General features: G+C 70.9%; 19 protein-coding genes. 9 read left to right on the top strand and 10 right to left on the bottom strand.

Translation table 11 applies throughout. From position 1 onward, the window contains the following. Positions 1–95: 95 nt before the first annotated feature. The 4 genes from ACIP89_RS37420 (at position 96) to ACIP89_RS37405 (ending at position 4,211) form a co-directional block, all read left to right on the top strand. A complete protein-coding gene (locus tag ACIP89_RS37420) occupies positions 96–983 on the top strand; it encodes a class I SAM-dependent methyltransferase (RefSeq protein WP_401930392.1) in 888 nt (295 codons plus the stop codon). 86 nt (positions 984–1,069) lie between these two features. Further along, the gene (locus ACIP89_RS37415; protein WP_402118944.1) at positions 1,070–2,167 is read left to right on the top strand and encodes a glycosyltransferase family 4 protein; all 1,098 of its coding nucleotides are present in this window, start codon (positions 1,070–1,072) and stop codon (positions 2,165–2,167) included. Positions 2,168–2,349: 182 nt separating this feature from the next. Then, the gene (gene rpe / locus ACIP89_RS37410; RefSeq protein ID WP_401930395.1) at positions 2,350–3,030 is read left to right on the top strand and encodes a ribulose-phosphate 3-epimerase; all 681 of its coding nucleotides are present in this window, start codon (positions 2,350–2,352) and stop codon (positions 3,028–3,030) included. A 164-nt stretch (positions 3,031–3,194) separates the two neighbouring features. Continuing rightward, entirely contained in the window at positions 3,195–4,211 is a 1,017-nt protein-coding gene (locus ACIP89_RS37405; RefSeq protein WP_389214436.1) for a sugar-binding transcriptional regulator, read from the top strand. A 74-nt stretch (positions 4,212–4,285) separates the two neighbouring features. Here the strand turns inward: ACIP89_RS37405 and ACIP89_RS37400 are convergent, their stop codons facing one another. After that, on the bottom strand, positions 4,286–5,302 hold the full coding sequence (locus ACIP89_RS37400) for a terpene cyclase (RefSeq protein WP_401930278.1): 1,017 nt from the start codon (positions 5,300–5,302) through the stop codon (positions 4,286–4,288). A 307-nt stretch (positions 5,303–5,609) separates the two neighbouring features. Here ACIP89_RS37400 and ACIP89_RS37395 point away from each other — a divergent pair, with 307 nt between their 5' ends. The 5 genes from ACIP89_RS37395 to ACIP89_RS37375 all read left to right on the top strand — a co-directional run bounded on the left by ACIP89_RS37395 (position 5,610) and on the right by ACIP89_RS37375 (position 12,146). Further along, a complete protein-coding gene (locus ACIP89_RS37395) occupies positions 5,610–7,076 on the top strand; it encodes a GuaB1 family IMP dehydrogenase-related protein (protein WP_311306796.1) in 1,467 nt (488 codons plus the stop codon). A gap of 220 nt (positions 7,077–7,296) precedes the next feature. After that, entirely contained in the window at positions 7,297–8,754 is a 1,458-nt protein-coding gene (locus ACIP89_RS37390; protein WP_401930235.1) for an aldehyde dehydrogenase family protein, read from the top strand. Positions 8,755–8,889: 135 nt separating this feature from the next. After that, positions 8,890–9,345: an Lrp/AsnC family transcriptional regulator gene (locus ACIP89_RS37385; protein WP_401930237.1), complete on the top strand. Its 456-nt coding sequence runs from the start codon at positions 8,890–8,892 to the stop codon at positions 9,343–9,345. A gap of 206 nt (positions 9,346–9,551) precedes the next feature. Continuing rightward, positions 9,552–10,364: a carbon-nitrogen hydrolase family protein gene (locus ACIP89_RS37380; protein ID WP_402118942.1), complete on the top strand. Its 813-nt coding sequence runs from the start codon at positions 9,552–9,554 to the stop codon at positions 10,362–10,364. Between the two features lie 81 nt (positions 10,365–10,445). Further along, complete coding sequence (locus tag ACIP89_RS37375; RefSeq protein WP_402118940.1) at positions 10,446–12,146, top strand: flavin monoamine oxidase family protein; 1,701 nt, start codon at positions 10,446–10,448, stop codon at positions 12,144–12,146. Between the two features lie 6 nt (positions 12,147–12,152). Here the strand turns inward: ACIP89_RS37375 and ACIP89_RS37370 are convergent, their stop codons facing one another. From ACIP89_RS37370 to ACIP89_RS37330, 9 genes are all read right to left on the bottom strand, one after another. Then, positions 12,153–13,001, bottom strand: a complete 849-nt coding sequence (locus ACIP89_RS37370; protein ID WP_371774255.1) for a fumarylacetoacetate hydrolase family protein — start codon at positions 12,999–13,001, stop codon at positions 12,153–12,155. A gap of 52 nt (positions 13,002–13,053) precedes the next feature. Continuing rightward, entirely contained in the window at positions 13,054–14,079 is a 1,026-nt protein-coding gene (locus ACIP89_RS37365; RefSeq protein ID WP_401930399.1) for a hydroxyacid dehydrogenase, read from the bottom strand. After that, positions 14,063–15,166 (bottom strand): dihydrodipicolinate synthase family protein, encoded by a 1,104-nt coding sequence (locus ACIP89_RS37360; protein ID WP_402118938.1) that lies wholly within the window; start codon positions 15,164–15,166, stop codon positions 14,063–14,065. Before ACIP89_RS37360 ends, ACIP89_RS37365 begins: the two co-directional genes overlap by 17 nt. Before the next feature lie 8 nt (positions 15,167–15,174). Then, positions 15,175–16,203 carry an NAD-dependent epimerase/dehydratase family protein gene (locus tag ACIP89_RS37355; RefSeq protein WP_402118936.1) on the bottom strand — a complete coding sequence of 343 codons (1,029 nt, stop codon included), beginning with the start codon at positions 16,201–16,203 and terminating at the stop codon, positions 15,175–15,177. A 6-nt stretch (positions 16,204–16,209) separates the two neighbouring features. Next, a complete protein-coding gene (locus ACIP89_RS37350; protein WP_401930247.1) occupies positions 16,210–17,160 on the bottom strand; it encodes a carbohydrate ABC transporter permease in 951 nt (316 codons plus the stop codon). A gap of 2 nt (positions 17,161–17,162) precedes the next feature. After that, positions 17,163–18,068: a carbohydrate ABC transporter permease gene (locus tag ACIP89_RS37345; RefSeq protein ID WP_073739466.1), complete on the bottom strand. Its 906-nt coding sequence runs from the start codon at positions 18,066–18,068 to the stop codon at positions 17,163–17,165. A 103-nt stretch (positions 18,069–18,171) separates the two neighbouring features. Beyond that, on the bottom strand, positions 18,172–19,428 hold the full coding sequence (locus tag ACIP89_RS37340; RefSeq protein ID WP_402118935.1) for an ABC transporter substrate-binding protein: 1,257 nt from the start codon (positions 19,426–19,428) through the stop codon (positions 18,172–18,174). Positions 19,429–19,469: 41 nt separating this feature from the next. Next, positions 19,470–20,726 (bottom strand): Gfo/Idh/MocA family protein, encoded by a 1,257-nt coding sequence (locus ACIP89_RS37335; protein WP_402118932.1) that lies wholly within the window; start codon positions 20,724–20,726, stop codon positions 19,470–19,472. 41 nt (positions 20,727–20,767) lie between these two features. Beyond that, on the bottom strand, positions 20,768–22,475 hold a 1,708-nt coding region (locus ACIP89_RS37330; RefSeq protein ID WP_402118930.1), incomplete at its 5' end, for a peptidase C14.

The following is a 22,475-nucleotide window of genomic DNA, read 5'->3' as shown; positions in this document are numbered from 1 at the left end:
GTACGCCGGCCGATGCCGCCGGAGGAGACGGCCCGCTCCGCCCGGACGGCGCGTCGCGACCCGACCGACTGTCCCGCGACAGGCAGGAGAACGCCTTGCCCACCCCCACACCCACCGCCGTCACTCCGTCCGTCACCGATGTCCTGGAGGTGCGCCGGCATCCCCTCTGCGGGCCCTCCGACCGGATGCCGGCCCGCTACCGGGGGCCCCACCGCCTCGGCCACGCCGGCTGGCTGGGCTTCACCGGACGGCTGGAGCGCCGTGAGGAGATCGCCCTCGTCCGCAGTGCGACCGCTGCCAGCCACCGTGTCCTCGACGTCGGTGGGGGAACCGGCGAACTGACCCGGGCCGTCGCGAGCCAACTGGGCCGCTGCACCACCGTCGAACCGCACGGCTCCCGGGTTGCCACGCTCAACGCGCACGCCGGCGACAGCCGCACCGGGACGGTCGAGCCCGTCCCCGGGCACGCCGAGTCGCTGCCGTTCCCCGACCGGAGCTTCGACGCGGTGCTGGCCGCCTGGGTCCTTCCCTACGTGGACGACCTGGAACAGTCCGTGCGCGAGATGGCACGGGTATGCGACATCGGCCACCCCCAGGCCCGGATCGTGCTGATCGGCGGAGCCCCGGACAACGAACTCGTGGGCCTGCTCAACGAGACGTGCGTGCCGCTCACCGGCGAACCCCTGGACCATCAGGGATTCCTGCTGGCCACCGCCGCCGAAATCCTCGCCCCGCTCGGATTCCGGCACTTCTCGCTGCACCGGACGGAGGCCGCCCTGCACTTCCCTGAGACCGCACCGGAGGAACGGGTCCACGCCGCCGCCAGATCGCTGGTCGACCTCTGGTACGAGGACCATCCGCGCGCTCCCGACATGCGACGGGCCATCGCCCCCGCGCTCCGCCGCCACTTCGCGCGACGCCCCCACGCCATCGGCGATCAGGGCGTCGCGCTGATCGCCCGCCCCAACCCGCCCCAGGAGTAACCGCGTTGCCGCCGAGCCGGGGCAGACGGCCTGCCGCCCCGGCCCGGCACCTTTCCTACGCACCCGGCCACGGAGGACCACCCCGCGTGAACATCGCCTTCGTCCTGTTGACGCACAATCCCAGCGAACCCGCCGGGATCGAGCGCAGTGTCGCTTCGCTCGCCGACGGTCTGCGCGAACTGGGCCATCACGCCGTGATTGTGGCAGCCGGTCCGGCCACCGGCGCGGACGGCCCCCACCTCCTGCGGCTCGACAGCCTGACCCTGCCACGGCCGATCGTCTACGACGCGGCACTGAACCTGCTCGCAGATCCGGAACCGGTGTGCCGCGAAGTCCGCCGGCTCCTGCGCGAGCACGACGTGGACCTGGTGTGCTGGGTCGACGCGGTCGTGGGCCTCGGGTACCTCGCACCCGCGCCGCCCGGGACGCGCACGGCTCTGATGGTCCACTTCCTGCGTACCGACGAACGCATGCTGGAGAGCCTCGCCCACCGCCCGGACGCCGTGCTGACCGTCAGCGACTTCCTGACCGACGAGGCCCGCCGCGCCGGACTCGACACGGAGGGCTGGCTCTCGCTGTCCAACGCCCTGCCCCGGCAGGGCACCGCGCCCCCCGAGGGCGAGCGTGAACGGCTGCGCCGCGGCGGTCCGGTGCGGACACTGGCCCGCGCCGATCCGCAGAAGGGGATCTCCGAACTCCTGCGTGCATTTCCCCGCGACTTCGGCCGCCCGGTGGACATCGTGCTGGCATCGGCCGGATTCGAGTTCCGGCCCGGCATGCAGGACCGGGTGATCGCCGAGTGCCGCGCCCTGGCCGCGTCCCTGCCCGACGTCTCGATCCTCCCCGCCCTGCCCTGGCAGGAGGTCCAGCCCTTCCTGGCGGGCGCCGCCGTCGCAGTGCTGCCCTCGATTCTCCCCGAGACGTTCGGCAACGTGGCCGCGGAAGCACTCTCGGTGGGGACCCCGGTGGTGGGCTACGGACTCGGGCACCTGCCCACGCTCACCGGCGCGGGCGGCCGGATGCTGGATCTCGTCGACGGACCCGGACGTCTGTGGCGGGCCACCGCCGAGCTCCTCGACGACCCGGACGCCTACCACGCCGCCGCACGGCAGGCACCCCTCCAGGTCGCGGAACACACCCCCGCGCGGATCGCGGAGGCCTTCCTGAGGGCCGTGGGCCTCTGAGGAGGCCCGTGAGGCCATGACGAGGACGTCGCCTGCCGAGGACGCGGACGTCGGGGAACGGCCGCTGTCCAGGTGATCGTCCGAGGGCGATAAGGCCAGGAATGCGCGAACCGTAATGATCCCGTGAGGCTTTGGAGCGCACCGAAGCGGGGAAGTGCCGCAGAACATGGCAGGCTGGACCCATGGCCCAGATCAACCCCAGCATTCTCTCCGCCGACTTCGCGCGCCTCGCCGAGGAGGCACAGGCCGTCGAAGGCGCCGACTGGCTCCATGTCGACGTCATGGACAACCACTTCGTGCCCAATCTGACCCTCGGCGTGCCGATCGTGGAGTCGCTCAGCAGGGCCACGGACACCCCGCTGGACTGCCATCTGATGATCGAGGACGCGGACCGCTGGGCCCCGCAGTACGTCGAGGCGGGCGCGGGTTCCGTCACCTTCCACGCGGAGGCCGCGGCAGCTCCCGTACGGCTGGCGCGCGAGATCCGGGCCAAGGGCGCCCGCGCCTCCATGGCGCTCAAGCCGGCGACGCCCATCGAGCCGTACGAGGACCTGCTCCCCGAGCTCGACATGCTGCTGATCATGACCGTGGAGCCGGGCTTCGGGGGCCAGTCCTTCCTGGACATCATGCTGCCGAAGATCCGCCGCACCCGTGAGCTGATCTCCCGGCACGGCCTCGAACTGTGGCTCCAGGTCGACGGCGGCGTCTCCGAGGCCACCATCGAGCGGTGCGCCGACGCGGGCGCCGACGTCTTCGTCGCGGGCTCCGCCGTGTACGGCGCCAAGGACCCGGCCGAGGCGGTGCGGGCGCTGCGCGCCAAGGCCGACGGGGCGATCTCCTCGGCGCAGTGGTGCGGCCACTGACCCGGGTGACGGCGCGGGCAGCCGGCTCCGGCCCCCGATTGCCGGTCGCCCCGGCCAAGGACAGATGAACGCGGTCCGACGGGACCGATCAAGGATCGCCGTATCTGACAGGATGACGGCGTATCGAGAGCGTGAACAGCAGTGAGGAGAACGCGGTGTCTGCAATGTCGGCGGGCCGGTCCGCCCTGCGGATGGGGCCCGCGGAGCTGGTGCAGGCGGCGGCCATGGCCCGCCGCTTCTACCTTGAGGGCAAATCCAAGATCCAGATCGCGGAGGAGTTCGGCGTCAGCCGCTTCAAGGTCGCCAGGGTCCTGGAGACGGCGCTGGAGCGTGACCTCGTACGGATCGAGATCCGGGTCCCGGCCGAGCTGGACGCCGAGCGCTCCGACGCGCTCCGCGCGCGCTACGGGCTGCGCCACGCGGTCGTGGTCGAGTCCCCCGCGGAGGAGCAGGACGACGCCGCCGATCCGGAGAACCTGGGCGAGGTCGCCGCCGATCTGCTCGGTGAACTGGTCAACGAGGGCGATGTGCTCGGGCTGGCCTGGGGCCGGTCCACCATCCACATGGCCGCCGCCCTGGACCGGCTCCCGCCGTGCACGGTCGTGCAGCTCACCGGAGTGTACGACGCGGGCACCGCGGAGCGCGGCTCGGTCGAGGCGGTCCGGCGGGCCGCGCAGGTCTCCGGCGGCGAGGCCCATCCGATCTACGCGCCGATGCTGCTGCCCGACCCGGCCACGGCCGCCGCGCTGCGCCACCAGACGGGGATCGCCCGCGCCTTCGAGTACTTCGACAAGGTGACGGTCGCGGCGGTGTCCATCGGCTCCTGGGAGCCCGGCATCTCCACGGTCCACGACATGCTGTCCGACGAGGAGCGCGAGCACTACGCCTCGCTCGGCGTCGCCGCCGAGATGTCGGCGCACCTCTTCGACTCGGAGGGCCGGCGGGTCGGCCGGGACCTCGGCGAGCGCTGCATCACGGTCGAGGCGGACCGGCTGCGCCGGATTCCCGAGGTGGTGGCCATCGCGGGCGGCCAGCGCAAGGCCGCGGCGATCGGCGCGGTGCTGCGGTCCGGACTGGTCACCAGCCTGGTGACGGACACCGCGGCGGCCGACTACCTGCTGACCGACTCGGCCGCGCCGCACAGGCCGGCGCTGGAGCGGCGCGACCCGGACGGCGAGTGACCGAAGGAGGCGGGGGCGCGGACGGTGACACCGCCCGCACCCCCGCCTCCTCGGCTCGACGCCCTCGGCCCCGGTCAGTCCTGCGGGACGCCCAGGACCGTGGCCTCCAGATACTGCTCCGGCTCCTTGTACTGGCTGACGTCGGCCGGGTTGTAGCGCGGCGTCTGCCGGGACCAGTCGAGGTTGCCGCGCATCCAGCTCCGCATGCCGTCCAGATACGGCTCCAGCATCCAGTCGAGCTGCGGATACGCGGCGAGCAGCTCGGCCTCCGCTGCGAGGAAGCGCTCGGTCTCGGCGGCGATCTCCGCGCAGACGTGGTCGAGCGACTCCTGCTTGCCGTACCCGCGGTGGTGCCGGACCAGGTGGACGAGATTGTGGATCTCGCCCAGGACCTGCTCCTTCTCGTACGAGTACACGTCATTGGCCCAGCACACGACGTTGCACGAGGCCTCCAGCGCGGTGATGAACCGGGGATCGTTGTGGATCGACTCGGGCGCCTCGATGCCGGCCACGATCTCTATCAGGTCCATGCAGACATGGATCGCACCGGTGTGCCGGCGCTTCTCGATGTACGTCTCCTCGGCCGGGACCACCCCGTCGGCCCGGTTCCCGGCCTCCCAGGTGGTGGCGGTGGTGAGGTAGGTCATCAGGTGGTACGTGAACCGGCGCCGCCACTGGGGTGCGGCGGCCGGCACCGTGCGTTCCCACAGGTCGACGAGAGCGACGACGGCGGCCGGCAGCCCCTCGTCCGCGGGCCTGGCGCCGCTCTCGACCACGGAGCGCATCACCTCGACCACGCTGCGCACCCGGTCCGGGCTGCGGCCGAGGTGTCCGTCGTCCAGCTGGTCGTCGACGAGGAACAGCCAGACGAACCAGTCGGCGACGAGGTCCAGATTCTCGCTGTCGGCGGTCGGGTACACCATGCCGACGAAGGCCCCGAAGTCGGCCTGCTCGAAGCGATCCCTGGCTGAATCCCGGTGCACCAGACCGGTGTTGCGGGTCCAGCTGTCGAGGTGCTCCCGTACGTGCCCGACGTGCGGGTTCGTGCGCTGGGGGAACGGGCAGTAGATGTCCGGCAGTTCGCTCTCCACGGGCGGGTCGTGATCCTCTCCGGTCGTGCCTGCGACGGAAGTTGTGAGCATTCCGCCTGTTCCTCCGGGGTGTCTGGCTGACCCGCCGGACCTGCGGGTTTGAAGCTACCTGACCCCTTGTCACCAGGTCCAGGGATGATGATCCCCGATGATCCGGAGGCGGTGGGAGTAGGGTCTGTGGGTAAGGCAGGTTCCACTTGCCCGGGACTCCCGCTCCTGTTCCTCGGAGGAACATACGAAGGCGGGAGCCCTTTGTTGTGTCTTCGTGGAAACGACCTGCGCCATTTCGTATGAAAAAATGAGTGTTATGCGTTTTCTTGAGCCCGGCACCGGTCGATACACAGAGTCCCCCTCGGTCCCGTACGACCTCACGTACGACGATGTCTTCATGGTCCCGGGCAGGTCGGCGGTCGGATCCCGCCAAGGTGTGGACCTGTCCTCGCCCGACGGCACCGGCACTACCATCCCGCTCGTCGTCGCGAACATGACGGCCATCGCGGGCCGCCGGATGGCCGAGACGATCGCCCGTCGCGGTGGTCTCGTCGTCATTCCGCAGGACATCCCGATCGAGGTCGTCACCGAGGTCATCAGCTGGGTCAAGACGCGCCACCTCGTGCTCGACACCCCCATCGAGCTGGCCCCCGGACAGACCGTCGCCGACGCCCTGTCCCTGCTGCCCAAGCGCGCCCACGGCGCCGGTGTCGTCGTCGACAGCGACCGGCGGCCCGTCGGCGTGGTCACCGACCACGACCTGACCGGCGTCGACCGCTTCACCCAGCTCTCCGAGGTCATGTCCAGGGACCTGGTGCTGCTCGACGCGGACATCGACCCGCGCGACGCGTTCAACAAGCTCGACGGCGCCAACCGCAAGCTCGCTCCCGCGGTCGACGCCGAGGGCCGGCTCGTCGGCATCCTCACCCGGAAGGCCGCACTGCGCGCCACTCTCTACACCCCGGCCACCGACGCGAACGGCAGGCTGCGGATCGCCGCCGCCGTCGGGATCAACGGTGACGTGGCGGGGAAGGCCAAGCAGCTCCTCGACGCCGGAGCCGACACCCTGGTCGTCGACACCGCGCACGGCCACCAGGAGTCCATGATCAACGCGGTCCGCGCGGTGCGGGCGCTGGACCCGCAGGTGCCGATCGTCGCGGGCAACATCGTCGCCGCCGAAGGGGTGCGCGACCTCATCGAGGCCGGCGCCGACGTCATCAAGGTCGGTGTCGGACCCGGCGCCATGTGCACCACCCGGATGATGACCGGGGTGGGCCGGCCGCAGTTCTCCGCCGTTCTGGAGTGCGCCGCGGAGGCCAAGAAGTACGGCAAGCACGTCTGGGCGGACGGAGGCGTCCGCCACCCGCGCGACGTCGCCATGGCGCTCGCCGCGGGCGCGTCCAACGTGATGATCGGTTCCTGGTTCGCCGGGACGTACGAGTCGCCCGGCGACCTCCAGCAGTCCGCCGACGGCCGCTTCTACAAGGAGTCCTTCGGCATGGCGTCCGCGCGTGCCGTGAAGAACCGCACCTCCGACGAGTCGGCGTACGACCGGGCCCGCAAGGCGCTCTTCGAGGAGGGCATCTCCACCTCGCGGATGTTCCTGGACCCGGCCCGGCCCGGCGTCGAGGACCTGGTCGACTCGATCATCGCGGGCGTCCGCTCCTCCTGCACCTACGCCGGAGCCGGCTCGCTCGCGGAGTTCGCGGAGAAGGCCGTCGTCGGCGTGCAGAGCGCCTCCGGATACGCGGAGGGCAAGCCGCTGCACTCCAGCTGGAGCTGACCCCGGGCCACCGCACCGTTCCCGCCCCTTCCGGCCGTTCGTGCCGGAGGGGGCACCGGTGTTTCCGGGGAGCTCACGGGCGTTCACGGGGGGCTCGTGAGGGGGTGTTCAGGTGTCCGGATCATGGTGCCCGCGAAGGTCTTCACGCTTTCCAACTCAGTTGAAAATTAAGTAACATGAACCCCAATCAGCTGCCCGCCTCTCTGCGGTAAGGGATCTCATGTCCTTCTTCACTGACCTGGCCCATCAGTACATCGACGGTGAGTGGAGGCCGGGCAAGGGCTCGTGGGACATCATCGACTTCAACCCCTTCGACGGGGAGAAGCTCGCCTCGATCACGGTCGCCACGGCCGACGAGGTGGACCAGGCCTACCGTGCGGCCGAGACGGCTCAGCAGGCGTGGGCCGACACCAACGCCTACGCCCGGCGGGCCGTGCTGGAGAAGGCGCTGCGGATCGTCGAGGACCGCGAGGCCGAGATCAGTGACGCGATCGTCGCGGAGCTGGGCGGCACCCGCCTCAAGGCGGCCTTCGAGCTGCATCTGGCCAAGGAGTTCCTGCGCGAGTCGATCCAGCTCGCGCTGCGGTCCACCGGACAGATACTGCCCTCACCGACCGAGGGCAAGGAGAACCGGGTCTACCGGGTGCCCGCCGGCGTCGTCGGTGTCATCAGCCCGTTCAACTTCCCCTTCCTGCTGTCGCTGAAGTCGGTCGCCCCCGCCCTGGCGCTCGGCAACGCCGTGGTCCTCAAGCCGCACCAGAACACGCCGATCTGCGGCGGCACCCTGGTGGCCAAGGTGTTCGAGGACGCCGGGCTGCCCGCCGGACTCCTCAACGTGGTGGTCACCGACATCGCGGAGATCGGTGACGCGCTGCTGGAGCACCCCGTCCCGCAGGTCATCTCCTTCACCGGCTCCGACAAGGTCGGGCGGCACGTCGCGACCGTGTGCGCCGCCAACCTCAAGCGGTCCGTCCTCGAACTCGGCGGCAACAGCGCGCTCATCGTGCTCGACGACGCCGATGTGGACTACGCGGTCGACGCGGCGGTGTTCAGCCGCTACGTCCACCAGGGACAGGTCTGCATGGCCGCCAACCGGATTCTCGTCGACCGCGCTGTGGAGCGGGAGTTCACCGAGAAGTTCGTGGCCAAGGTCGCCTCGCTCCGCGTCGGCGACCCGGCCGACCCGGCGACCCAGATCGGCCCGCTGATCAACTCCACCCAGGCCGAGGCGATCACCGCCCTCGTCGACCAGACCGTGGCGGCCGGCGCGACCGCACTCCTGCACGGGCAGGCCGTCGGCAACCTCGTCAGCCCCTCCGTACTGACCGGCCTCGCCGCCGACTCCCCGGTGCTCTCGCAGGAGATCTTCGGCCCGGTCGCGCTCCTCGTGCCGTTCGACGGGGAGGACGAGGCCGTCCGGATCGCCAACGACACCCCGTACGGGCTGAGCGGCGCGGTGCACACCGGCAACGTCGAGCGAGGCGTCCGGGTCGGCCAGCGGATCCGCACCGGCATGATCCACATCAACGACGGCACCGTCCACGACGAGCCGATCGTCCCCTTCGGCGGCGAGAAGAGCTCCGGACTCGGGCGGCTGAACGGCGACTCGATGCTCGACGCCTTCACCACCCTGAAGTGGATCTCCGTGCAGCACGGGCGCTCCCGGTTCCCGTTCTGACCCCGCTCCACCTGCGGTGAGCGCGCCCGTACGGCGCGCCCGTGGTCTACTTCGGGGGCGGCACCGCCGCCCCCGAACCGGCCCTCGCCGGGCCGTCACCCGGCCACGGCATCGCAGAGAAGTGACCCGTACGACGTGCGACTGAACGACCTCGACGAACGCATCGTCCACGCCCTCGCCGAAGACGCCCGCCGCTCCTACGCGGATATCGGCTCCATCATCGGCCTGTCCGCGCCCGCCGTGAAGCGCCGGGTGGACCGGCTGCGCGCCGAGGGCGCGATCACCGGATTCACCGTGCGGGTGGACCCGGCGGCGCTCGGCTGGGAGACCGAGGGGTTCATCGAGATCTACTGCAGCCGCAACACCTCGCCGGAGTCGATCAAGGACGGCCTCGCCCGGTACCCGGAGGTCGCGTCTGCGTCCACGGTGACCGGGGACGCAGACGCGATCGTCCAGGTGTTCGCGGCCGACATGCGCCACTTCGAGCAGGTGCTGGAGCGCATCGCGGGCGAGCCGTACGTGGAGCGGACGAAGTCCGTACTGGTGCTCTCGCCGCTGCTGCGGCGGTACTCGTCGGGGTCGCCCGCCTAGTAGGGCCTGTCCGGTGCCGGGGTGCGCGGGAGAGCTGGGTCACGTTCGTGGCCTGCGGAAACGGGCGGCGCAACGAATCGTTGCGGACGGCCGCTCGGGCGCAATGGATCGACGGTCCATGCGCAACGGTCGCGCCTTGTCCGGCGGTGAGTGCGGACCGTACCGTCAATACGTCCCCGCCCCGCCCGCACCGCCCGAGGTCAGCCATGCCGCCGTTGCGCACCGCCCTGCTCCAGAGCTCCGGAACCCCGGGCTCGGTGGCCCGGAACACCGAGGTGCTCGACGACGCCGCGCGGCGCGCCGCCGCCGACGGGGCCCGGCTGCTCGTCTGCCCCGAGATGTTCCTGACCGGGTACGCCATCGGGGACGACGTGCCCCGGCTGGCCGAGGCCGCCGACGGGCCCGCCGCGCAGGCCGTCGCCCGGATCGCCGCGCGGCACCGGATCGCCGTCCACTACGGCTACCCGGAGCGGGACGGCGACACCCTGTACAACGCCGCCCAGCTCATCGGCCCGGACGGCACCCCGCTCGCGAACTACCGCAAGACCCACCTCTTCGGCGGCTTCGAGCAGCGCTGGTTCACCCCCGGTGAGCAGCCGGTCGTCCAGGCGGAGCTGGACGGCGTCCGCGTCGGGCTCATGATCTGCTACGACGTCGAGTTCCCGGAGAACGTCCGGGCGCACGCCCTGGCCGGCACCGATCTGCTGCTGGTGCCGACCGCGCAGATGCACCCCTTCCAGTTCGTCGCCGAGTCCCTCGTCCCCGTCCGCGCCTTCGAGAACCAGCTGTACATCGCCTACGTCAACCGGACCGGCCCGGAAGGCGAGTTCGAGTTCGTCGGGCTGAGCTGCCTGGCCGGTCCCGACGGCACGGTCCGCACCCGGGCCGGACGCGGCGGGGAACTCGTACTCGCGGACGTGGACCCGGCCCTGCTGACCGCCTCCAGGGCCGCCAACCCGTATCTGCGCGACCGCCGCCCCGGCCTGTACGGCTCCCTCGTCCGAGAGGCTGCCGGGTGACCTCCGGCCGGAGGCCGGCCGACAGCCTCTGAGCCCGCCGCTCCGCCACCCACACCTTTTCCCGCAAGGAGTCCGTACCCCATGACGTCCACGGTGCCCACCGCCGTCCCGCACACCGAGGCGGCCCCGCCGATCACCATGTTCGGGCCGGACTTCCCGTACGCGTACGACGACTACCTCGCACACCCCGCCGGGCTCGGCCAGATACCGGCGACCGAGCACGGCGCGGAGGTGGCCGTCATCGGCGGCGGCCTCTCCGGGATCATCACCGCCTATGAGCTGATGAAGATGGGGCTGCGGCCCGTCCTGTACGAGGCCGACCGGATCGGCGGCCGGCTGCGCACGGTCGAGTTCGACGGCTGCACGGTGGACGGGGAGCCGCTCACCGCCGAGATGGGCGCCATGCGCTTCCCGCCGTCCTCGACCGCGCTCCAGCACTACATCGACCTGGTCGGCCTGGAGACGAAGCCGTTCCCCAACCCGCTCTCCCCGGTCACCCCCTCGACCGTCGTCGACCTGAAGGGCGCCTCGCACTACGCCCGCACGATCGACGACCTCCCGCAGATCTACCGGGACGTGATGGACGCCTGGAACAGCTGCCTGGAGGAGGGCGCCGACTTCTCCGACATGAACCGGGCGATGCGCGAGCGCGACGTGCCGCGCATCCGGGAGATCTGGGCCCGGCTCGTCGAGAAGCTCGACAACCAGACCTTCTACGGCTTCCTCTGCGACTCCGAGGCCTTCAAGTCATTCCGGCACCGCGAGATCTTCGGCCAGGTCGGCTTCGGCACCGGCGGCTGGGACACCGACTTCCCCAACTCCATCCTGGAGATCCTGCGCGTCGTCTACACCGAGGCGGACGACCACCACCGCTCCATCGTGGGCGGCAGCCAGCAGCTTCCGCTGCGCCTCTGGGAACGCGAACCGCAGAAGATCATCCACTGGCCGCTCGGCACCTCGCTGGCCTCGCTGCACGACGGCGGACCGCGCCCCGCGGTGACCCGGCTCAACCGCACCGCGGGGAACCGGATCACCGTCACCGACGCCTCCGGCGACATCCGCACCTTCCGGGCGGCCGTCTTCACCGGGCAGTCCTGGCTGCTGCTCTCCAAGATCGCCTGCGACGACGCGCTCTTCCCGATCGACCACTGGACGGCGATGGAGCGCACCCACTACATGGAGTCGTCCAAGCTGTTCGTCCCCGTCGACCGGCCGTTCTGGCTGGACAAGGACGAGACCACCGGTCGCGACACCATGTCGATGACACTGACCGACCGGATGACGCGGGGCACGTACCTGCTCGACGACGGCCCGGACAGGCCCGCCAGCATCTGCCTCTCGTACACCTGGTGCGACGACAGCCTGAAGTGGCTGCCGCTCTCCGCGACCGAGCGGATGGACGTCATGCTGAAGTCGCTCGGCGAGATCTACCCGGGCGTCGACATCAGGAAGCACATCACCGGCAACCCGGTGACGGTGTCCTGGGAGAACGAGCCCTACTTCATGGGCGCGTTCAAGGCCAACCTGCCCGGCCACTACCGCTACCAGCGGCGGCTGTTCACCCACTTCATGCAGGACCGGCTGCCCGCCGACAAGCGGGGCCTGTTCCTGGCGGGCGACGACATCTCCTGGACGGCCGGCTGGGCCGAGGGGGCCGTGCAGACCGCGCTGAACGCCGTCTGGGGCGTGATGACCCAGTTCGGCGGCGCGACCGACGCGGCCAACCCCGGCCCCGGCGACCTGTTCGACGAGCTCGCGCCGGTCGAACTCCCGGAGGACTGAAGCCGGTTACGCGGGCCGGCAGACGCTGCGCTGCCGGCCCAGGCCGGAGATCTCGACCTCCATCACATCGTCCGGGCCCAGGTAGGGGAAGCGGCCGGACAGCGCCACGCCCTGCGGCGTACCGGTGTTGATGATGTCTCCGGGCTCCAGCACCAGGTACTGCGACAGGTGGTGCACCAGGTGCGCCACGCTGAAGATCATGTCCGCGGTGGAGGAGTCCTGCCGGGGCTCCCCGTTGACGTGGCTGGTCAGCCGGAGCCGCTGCGGGTCACCGACCTCGTCGGCCGTCACCAGGACCGGGCCCAGCGGGTTGAACGTGGCGCAGCTCTTGCCCTTGGACCACTGGCCGCCCGACTCCTCCAGCTGGAAGGCGCGCTCCGAGACGTCGTTGCTGACCGCGTAGCCCGCGATGTGCGCGGCCGCGTCGGCGGGGGAGTCCAGGTAGGAGGCGCGGCGGCCGATGACGACGGCCAGCTCCACCTCCCAGTCGGTCTTCTTCGAGCCGCGCGGGATGAGCACGTCGTCGTAGGGGCCGACGACGGTGTTCGGGGACTTGTAGAACAGGATCGGCTGCTCGGGTGGCTCGGCACCGGATTCCGCCGCGTGGGCCGCGTAGTTCTGACCGATGCACAGGAGGGCGGAGGGCCGGGCCACCGGGGCGCCGATGCGCTGCCCGGTGACGTCGGTCTCCGGGAGCTTCGGCTCGGCGGGGATCAGGTGCGGGTTGTCGGCCAGCGCGGCGAGGAACGCGCCGTCGATGTCGTCGGTGATGCCCGACAGGTCGTAGTGGCGTCCCTCGGGGCAGACGACGACCGGGCGTTCGTGGCCCGGCTCGCCTATGCGCATCAGTCGCATGACGGGTGGATCTCCTGACAGGTACGGGTACGGGTTTCGGTACGGGTGGCGGTCAGCGCAGCCGGACGAGCGCCTCCGCGGTGACGGCGTGGACCGGCGGGCGCCCGGCGAGCAGCCGCAGCACCTCGTTGACGGCGCTGGTGCCCAGCCGCTGGCGGCACTCCACGCTGCCGGCCGCCTGGTGCGGGGTGAGCAGCACGTTCGGCAGGGCGCGGAAGGGGTGGCCGACGGGCAGCGGCTCGGCGTCGTAGACGTCGATCGCCGCGTCCAGCCGGCCGGTAGTCAGCTCGGCCAGCAGCGCGTCCTCGTCGATCAGCCACGAGCGGGCGGTGTTCACCAGGCCCGCCCCGTCCGGCATCAGCGCGAGCTGCTCGGCGCCGATCATCCGGTGGGTCTCCTCGGTGACCGGTGCGTGCACGGCCACGATCCGGCTGCGGGAGAGCAGCGTCTCCAGCGGCACGGACTTCACGCCGAGCGCCTCCGCGTCGCCCTCGGAGAGGAACGGGTCCGTGACGCTGACCCGTGCGCCCATCGCCCGCACCATCCGGATGTAGGCCCGGCCGGTGCGGGAGGCGCCGATCACCCCGATGTCGCTGCCGTGGATCTCGTGGCGCGGTGGTGCCGTGCTCGCCGCCGCCCAGTCCTGCCCGCCGCGCAGGGCGTGGTCGAAGCGCTGGATGCGGTGGAGCAGCGAGAGGGTGAAGGCGAGGGCCACCTCGGCGACCGGGCGGGCCATCTCGTCGCCGGCCTGGGTGACCAGGATGCCCCGTCGGAACACGTCCTCGGTGACATAGGGCGCGACCGCGGAGCCGGTGTGCGCCACCAGCTCCAGCCGGTCCGCGTGGGCGAGGAGTCCGGCGTCCACCTTGGGCGCCCGCCAGGACAGGATCAGCGCGCGGGCGCCGGGCAGCGCCGCCTTGAGCGCCTCCCGGTCGCTGTGGTCGTCCAGGACGGTCAGCGCGGCGGCCCGCTCCAGCTCCTGCCACACCTCCGCGGTGAAGAACTGGTCGCGCAGGTGCGGGGGTACGGCGACGACCACCCGGGAGGAGCGGTCGTCGGTTTCAGGAGAGCCAGGCATCGAGGTGCTCCGCAACGAAGGCGTCATCGGTCAGCCAAGGGTAGGCCGAGGCCACCCGGGTGATCTCCTCGGCCTGTCCGGGGGAGAGCGTCTCGGCCGGGTCCAGGCAGCGGATGTTCGCCAACAGGCCCTGACGGCGCAGCACTTCGTGCACTCCGGCGATGCAGCCGCGGAACGCGTTGCGTACGTCGAAGACCGCGCTGTTGGCGTCGGTCAGCTCGGTGCGGCGGGCCAGGCAGCGGACCATCGCGTCGTGGTCCCCGGCGCGGGCCAGCCGGACGTCTTCGAGGAGGGTGACCGCGGAGCTCGTCCACACCGCCCACTGGCCGAGCAGTCCGCCCGCGAACCAGCGCCGGGGGCCGTCCGCCGTGCCGTACGGGGTGAGCAGGTCACCGATGATGTCGTCGTCGTTGCCGGTGTACAGCGCCACCTCGCCGGCCCGGTCCGCCGCGGACACCGCCCGTACGACGTCGGCGGTGCGGTAGCGGTCGAAGGGGGCGATCTTGACGGCGGCGGTGTTCGGCAGGTCGGTGAACGCGGACCAGAAGCCGGGCGACAAGTACCGTCCGCCGACCGCCTCCTGGAGGTAGAACCCGATCACCGGCAGCACCTCGCCGACCGCCCGCGCCCGCTCCAGCAGCCCCTTCTCGTCCGCGCCGGGCACGGCCGGGGAGAGCAGCACCGCGTCGTAGCCGAGCTCGGCGGCGGTGGTGGCCTCCGAGACGGCCTGCGCGGTGTAGCCGCAGGCGCCGGCCACCTTGACGAAGGGGCGGCCGGCCTCGGCGTCGATCGTCTCGGCGGCGAGCTCCAGGACGGGCCGGAGGAGGCCGACGCCGGGCTCGCGGATCTCGAACTGCGTGGTGTGTACGGCGACGGCGGCGCCGCCCGCTCCGGACGCCAGGTAGTAGCGGGTCAGCGCGCGCTGGCGGCGCTCGTCGAACGTGCCGTCCGCGTGCAGCGCCAGCGGGTGGGCGGGTATCGCCGCACCCCGGGCGAGCAGCTCCAGAGCGGGGGTGGACGGGCGGGGGGAAGCTTTGGTGGAAGGGCGGGGGGAAGCTGGGGTGGACGGGCGGGGGGAAGCGGACATGGAGTGGATCAGAACCTTCCGTCACGTACCTGGAACTTGGTGGGCTTGCCGGACAGCGGGAGCCCGCGCCGCAGCCAGTCGGCCTGCCACTCGACGAGGGTGCGCAGCGCCACGTCCGGGTAGCCGAAGAGGGCGTGGCAGCGGCTCGCGTCGGAGAGCAGCGCGGTGGGCGCCTCGGTCCCGGCGAGGACCGGCTCACGGTCGAACTCCTCGCCGAACCACTGAGCGATGCGGCGCACCGAAGCGGTCTCGGGGCCGGTGAGGTTGAGGGTGAAGGCCTCACCGTCGGTGGCGTGCAGCAGCGAGCGCAGCGCGACCTCGTTGGCGTACCCCTGCCAGACCACGTTGGCGTGACCGGTCGTCACGTCGACGGGCTCGCCGGCCTGGACCCGGTACGCGATGTCGGCGAGGACGCCGTAGCGCAGGTCGACCGCGTAGTTGAGCCGGATGTTGGCGACCCTGGTGCCGAGCGTCAGCGCGGCATGGCCGAAGATCCGCTCCCGGCCGAGGCACGACATGGCGTACTCGCCGACCGGGCCGACCTGGTCGCTCTCGGTGCAGCCGCCGGAGGAGACCGGCACCAGCGGGTATACGTTGCCGGTGGAGAACGCGGCGATGCGCGCACCGGACCAGCGGCGGGCCACCCGGTCGGGCATCGCGGCGTTCACCGCCCAGGCGAGCGAGGGCGCCCCGGCGGAGCCGAACTTGGCGCCGACCATGAAGACGACGTTCCCGGCGTCGGGGAGCCGGGTCAGATCGGCGGCCGGGTCCATCAGGTCGAAGGCGACCGTGCGGACCCCGGCGGCCTCCAGCTCGTCCGCGGCTGCCTTGTCCGACCAGCGGGAGACCGCGTACACGGTCACGTCCGTGCGGCCCGCGGCGTCCAGTGCCCGGCGGGCCAGCCGGCACAGGCTGGGACCCATCTTGCCGCCCGCTCCGAGGACCAGCAGATCGCCTTCGAGGCGGCCGAGGTCGGCGACGAGCGCGGGGGAGGGGGTGGCGAGCCGCTCTTCGAGTGCGGCCTCATCGGTGAACATACCTGGCTATCCCTTGATTCCGGACGCGGTGACGCCCTCGGTGAAGTAGCGCTGGCCCACCATGTACGCGGCGAAGATGGGCACGAACGCGATGACGGAGCCGGACAGCACCACGTTGAGCGGCACGTTCTGCTGCTGGAGCGAGGCGATGCCGACGGTCAGGGTGCGCATGTCGGTGGACTGGCCGATGACCAGCGGCCACAGGAAGTCGTTCCAGTGCCACAGGAAGACGAAGACACCGAGCGTGGCGAGGATCGGCTTCAGTAGCGGCAGCACGATCCGGTAGAAGATCTGCCACTCGCTGCACCCGTCGAGCCGGGCCGCCTCGAAGAGTTCGTCGGGCAGCCCCTGGATGAACTGCCGCATCAGGAACACCGCCTGGGCGTTGGCCAGGGTCGGCACGATCAGTCCCCAGTACGTGTCGACGCCGCCGAGCTTCGCGATCATCGCGAACGTCGGGATCATCGTGACGTGGTACGGGACCATCACCATCGACAGGAACGACCAGAACATGGCCTCCCGGCCCGGGAAGCGCTTCTTGGCGAACGCGTATCCGGCGAGCGAGGCGAGCAGCAGCACGCCGACGACCGAGACGACCGAGTACATCAGCGTGTTCAGCAGCCAGCGCGGCACGTCCTGGGCGCCCATGACGGTGTCGTACGCCTCGCCGGTCAGCGGCCAGGGCAGCAGACTGCCGGGGAAGTCGACCGCCGCGGACGGCTTCAGCGAGAGCACGACCATCGCGTAGAACGGGAAGACCGTGACGAGCGCGGCCACCGTCAGCAGCGCGCCGCGCGCGATCCGGCCGGCCCTGGTGGGGCGCATGCCGTACGGGACGGTGTCCTGCTCGGAGAGCTTGCGCAGCCTGCGTTCGGCCCGGCGCGCGGCCCGGTCGGAGGGGATCGGGGCCGCCTTGCGGACGGGCGGCGCCTTCGTTTTCCCGGGTGCGGTTGTCATGGTCACTGGTCCTTCCCGATCACGAGCCGCTGGATCACCGCGACGACCACGGTCAGCACGAAGAGCGCGACCCCGATGGCGGAGGCGTAACCCAGGTCGAAGTACTTGAAGCCCGCGTCGTAGAGCTGGAAGACGAGCGTGTAACTGGCGTTGGCGGGTCCGCCGCCCGTCATGGTGTAGACGGCGTCGAACACCTGGAACGAGGCCGTCGTCTCGATCACGGCGAGGAAGAACAGGGCGGGCTTGAGCTGCGGCAGCACGATGTACCGGAACCGCTGCCAGGGCCCCGCCCCGTCGGTGAGCGCGGCCTCCTCCAGCTCGCGCGGGATGTCCTGCATCCGGGCGAGCAGGATGAGCATCCCGTAGCCGAAACGGGACCAGATGCCGACGATCGCGAGCGCGGGCAGCACCAGCACGTCGTCGGAGAGCCAGGAGCCCTCGGACAGTCCGAACCAGCCCATCAGGGTGGACCACGGGCCGCCGGTCGAGAAGATCCAGACGAAGACGGTGGCGGCCAGCACGAGTGAGGTGACGACCGGCAGGAAGAACACCGAACGGAAGAACTTGGCGCCGCGGAACGCGCGGCGGGTGATCAGCGCCAGGCACACCGAGGCGGCGAGCGTGCCCGGTACGGCGATCACGGTGTACAGCACCGTGACCTTCAGGGCCTGCCAGAACAGCGGATCGGCCCACAGGCGGGTGAAGTTGTCGAGCCCGATGAAGCTGCCGCCGCCGGTGAGGGAGTAGTCGGTGAAGCTCATCAGCACACCGGCGACGCCCGGACCGAACCGGAAGGCGAGGAACAGCAGGAAGCACGGGAGGACGAAGAGCAGGCCGATCCGGGCCTCGCGGCGCGCCTGCGGCCCGCTGCGACGGCCCCGGCGGGTGGGTTCCGCGACGACTGCCACGGGGATCTCCTTGCGGTACGGGGGAATTGCGGGGGGTTGGGGGAGTGCCCCAGGGGTCGCGGGGCCGTGGTCCGGGTGCGGCCGGACCACGGCCCCGCGATGGTCAGCGGCCGAGCATCGCCTGCGCGGCCTTCTGCGCGGTGTCCAGCGCGTCCTGCGGGCTCTTCTTGCCGAGCAGCGCGGCCTGGATCTCCGGGGCGAGCACACCCTGGACCTCACGCGCCTTGTCCTGGAGCGGGCCCACGTCCATGCTCGGCAGCGTGGCGCCGACGGCCGTCTGGAGCTTGTCGTCCGGGTAGAGGTCGCCGCCGGACTCGCGGGCCGGGAAGTAGCCGGCGGCCTTCTGCAGCCCGGCCGAGTTCTTCGACTCGGCGACGAAGTTCAGCCAGTCGCCGGTGTTCTTCTTGTCGGCGCCCTTCAGCATCGCCAGCGCGCCCACGGTGCCGTATCCCACCGACGCGGTGTCCTTCAGCGGCGGCTGGACGACGATGTTCTCCTTGCCCCAGAACGGCTCGACGTCCGCGGGGGTGTTCTGCCAGGTGCAGGCGACCTTCCCCTTGGCGGTCGGGGTCTGCTCCAGCTTGGGCGTGGTCGTGACCAGGTCCTTGTCGGTGTAGCCGCCGTCGACCAGCTTCTTCAGGTACGTCAGCGCCTTGACGCCGGCCGTGTCGTTGAACGTGACGTTCTTGCCGTCCTCGGAGAAGACGTCGCCGCCGGCCTGCCAGAGCAGCGGGTAGAAGGTCATGTTCAGGGTCTGCTGGGTGTCACCGCTGTAGCTGGTGGCGTAGTAGCCCTTCTTCTTCAGCTTCGGGGCCAGCGCCTGAAGATCGGCCCAGCTCGACGGGTAGCTCTTCTCACCGATCGCGTCGAACACCCGCTTGTCGCAGATCAGCGGGTTGGCGCTGGTCAGGATCGGGGTGGCGAGCGGCTTGCCGTCCACGGTGACGGACTTCAGCGCGAAGTCCGTGTAGTCCGACTTGGCGGAGGCCGGCATGTAGTCCCCGGCCGGGATGATGCTCTTGGTGTACTTCGGCAGCTGGTCCGGGATCAGGTAGACCGCGTCGGGGCCCTTGCCGGAGGCGATCGCGGTGGCCAGGGCGGTGTCACGGTTGGCCCAGGGGAAGGTCTCCACCTTCACCTCGACGCCTTCGTGCTTCTTCTCGAACGCCTTGACCAGGCCGTCCCAGTACGCCTTGTTCTTGGCCTCGTCGAAGATGACCGGGTAGGTCCACATGGTCACGGTGTTGCCGTCGTCGCCGCTGCCGGAACAGCCGGCCAGCACACCGGCGGCGAGCGCGGTGGCGAGGACGGGCGCGGCGAGGGCGCGGACTCTGGAGCGGCGGGTGGGGAGACGGGACATGAGCTGGTCCTCCGGGAACCTGAGGGCGGGAAGAGGGGAAGTCACTGCGCCGGGACCGTCTGGACGGTGCCGGTGTGCCGGGCGCGTTCGGCGGCGAACGCCGCGAGGTGGCTGCCGAGCGAGGTGGCGGGACCGGAGCGGACGGCCCCGGAGTCGCCGGTGGCGACGGCGGTGACGAACGCCTCGACGAGTGCGGCGTCCCCGCCGCCGTGCCCGTCGGCCGCGTTCGAACCGGAGGCGCCGAGTTCGTGGACGGTGGACTCGCCGGTCCGGAAGTCCTGCACCGTGACCCGCTCACCGTCTCCGATGAGCCAGCCGTGCGAGCCGAAGATCCGGGTCTGGCGGTGGGTCTGCTCGGTGAACGCGACCATCTGGAAAGTCGCGGTCACCCCGTCCGTCAACTGCATGGCGAGGACCTGGTGGTCCACCACGTCGTTGTCGCTCCGGTACGCGCAGACCCCGTACGGGCCCTCGCGCAGGGCCTTCAGCAGACCGGCCTCGTCGGTCGCCTCCGTGACATGGGTGACCGGCCAGACCGCGCCCTTCTCGCGCAGCGTCGGCAGGTACAGCTTCGGCGCGCTGTACGGGCAGTCCGCCTCGACCGCGCAGTCGAGGCAGCGCTCCGCGGAGCCGGCCGGGGCGTTCTCCGGCCGGAAGTGCTTCAGCCCGCCGAAGCCGGTGACCTGTTCGATCCGGCCGCCCATGATGTACGTGATCCAGTCCAGGTCGTGGCAGGACTTGGCCAGCAGCATCGGGGAGGAGTCCTTCTCGCTGCGCCACGGACCGCGTACGTAGCTGTGCGCGTAGTGCCACCAGCCGACCGGCTCCAGATGGTCGAGCGAGACGAGCTGACCGAGCACCCCGGAGTCCACGACCTCCTTCACCAGGTCGGTGTACGGGGTGTACCGCATGACGTGGCAGACCGCGAACAGCACCCCGGCCCGCTCCACCCCCTCGACGATCCGCCGGGTCTCCTCCTCCGACGGGGCGAGCGGCTTCTCCGCGAGGATCGCGTAACCGGCCCCGGCCAAGGCCAGCACCGGCTCCACATGGAAGCGGTCCTGGGTGGCGACGATGACGGCGTCCGCGATGCGGTTCTCCACGAGCGGCCGCCAGTCGTCGAACTCGGCGGGCGCGCCCGCCGCCGCCCGTGCCGCGGGGCGCGGATCCGCGACGGCGACGAGCTCGGCGCGCTCCGGGTGCGCCTTGATCCACTCGGCGTACGTCAGACCGCGGTTGCCGGCGCCGACGAGTGCGACGCGTACGGGCCGGCCGGTGATCGGGGTATGGGTGGACACGGGGAATCCCTGGTGCTCGATGGGCGCGGGGGCCCAGATGGTCAGAAGCGCAGCGTGGCCGCGGTGTGGGCGACGCGGTCGCCCTCGTCCGGGAGCGCGGTGCGCTCGGTGCCGTCCTCGACGCAGCCGGTGTGCAGCAGATGGCTGGAGCCGCCGAACGCGGCGGGCCGCAGTTCGAGCCGGCCGCCGGTGAAGGTGGAGCCGGTGGCCCGGTAGCGGTTGGGCCCCTCGGTGAGCAGCACATGGGCGGTGTTCCCGGACGCGGACGAGTCGAGCCCGCCGAGCTGCCAGTCGACGGTGCGTCCGGAGCCGGTACGGGCGAGCAGGGCGCCGTCCTTGTTGGTGCCGGAGAGCCGCGTGCCGTCGACGCGGAGGCGCTGGTCCTTGGCCGAGGTCAGCTTGAGCCCGGTGTCGCGCAGTTCGCCGCCGAGCACGGTGACGTCGGCGTGGGCGAGCGAGACCGGGGCGGTGTCCTTGGATCCGGTCAGCGTGCACTGGTCGAGGACGAGCGGCCCGGTGCCGTTGAACACCGCGCCGTCGACGCCCTTCAGGGTGGTGCGCTGGAGGGTGAGCGGGGCGGTGACGTTGGCCTGGGTGATCTCGGCGCCCGCCGCGAAGGAGAAGGAGGAGTCCGCGATCACGTTGGGGCGGGCGGACAGGTCGGAGGCCCGGGAGACGATCAGCGGGCCCGTCGCCGTACAGCCCCGCATCTGCACGCCGTCCGCGTTGACCCAGAGCATCCCGGAGCCGTCCAGGGACTTCTTGCCGATGACCAGGACGTCCTCAAGGGTCAGATCGGTGATCTTGACGCGGGCGACGAACCAGGAGCAGGCGTGCCGGCGCACGGTGATCCGCTTGGCCCGGCCGCCCCAGGCAGCGCCCGAGTTGGCGAAGGTCATCAGCCCCGAGTTGCCGGTGTACGTGAGGTCGTGCTCGAACTGGCCGTGCGTGACGAACGGGCCCTCGTCGTCGCCGTCGCCGTGGCAGTTGGTCACGTAGCAGTAGGCCGAGGCCGTGAAGTCGTTGAGATGGCGGGCGTTGGAGGTGTGGCAGTCCTCCACGTGCCCGTACAGGCAGTAGATCTGCTGGGTGAGGTATCCCGCGCCGCCGTAGGTGACGGACTTCGGGTTGGTCAGCGAGCACTGCTCGGTCCGGTAGTACGTGCACCAGCGGCGCATCACCACCGGCCAGAACGTGCCGACGGCCTCGATCCCGGAGACGTCGCAGCGCACCGCGTACTCGTAGGCGACCGGGTGCGAACCGGTCATCTCGTCCTCGCCCCAGCCCTCGAAGACCATGTTGCGCACGTGGGCGCGGTCGACGGGTTCGATCCGGGTCCAGCTCAGAGTGCGTCCGGCGGCCAGGTCCCAGCCGATCTGGTAGTTGACGCGGATGTGCGTGGCGTCGACGACACCGGTGACCTGGACGAGCCGCTGGATCTCCTTCTCGTACGTGCCCGCCAGGGCGTTGATCTCCACGGCCCACCACTGGCCGACCGCGAACTTCGACGCGTCACCGACCTCGAAGAGGTCCGAGAGATCCGGCATCGCCGCGCTCAGTGTGTGTTTGACGGTGGTGTCGGTGATGGTGCCGCGGAAGGAGAGGACGGCGCCGAAGGGGTTGTCGTGGGTGTTCTTCTCGATGCCTGTGGTGCGGATGTGGTGGCCGCCGAAGTCGAGTTCGATGTTCGAGCGGTCGAAGAGGTGGCGTTTGGTGAAGAGGAGGTCGGTGTGGGCTTCGACGCGGTGG

This window comes from Streptomyces sp. NPDC088730, from assembly GCF_044751215.1.
GTDB lineage: Bacteria > Actinomycetota > Actinomycetes > Streptomycetales > Streptomycetaceae > Streptomyces.
This window is presented reverse-complemented; position numbering and strand designations above follow the sequence as displayed.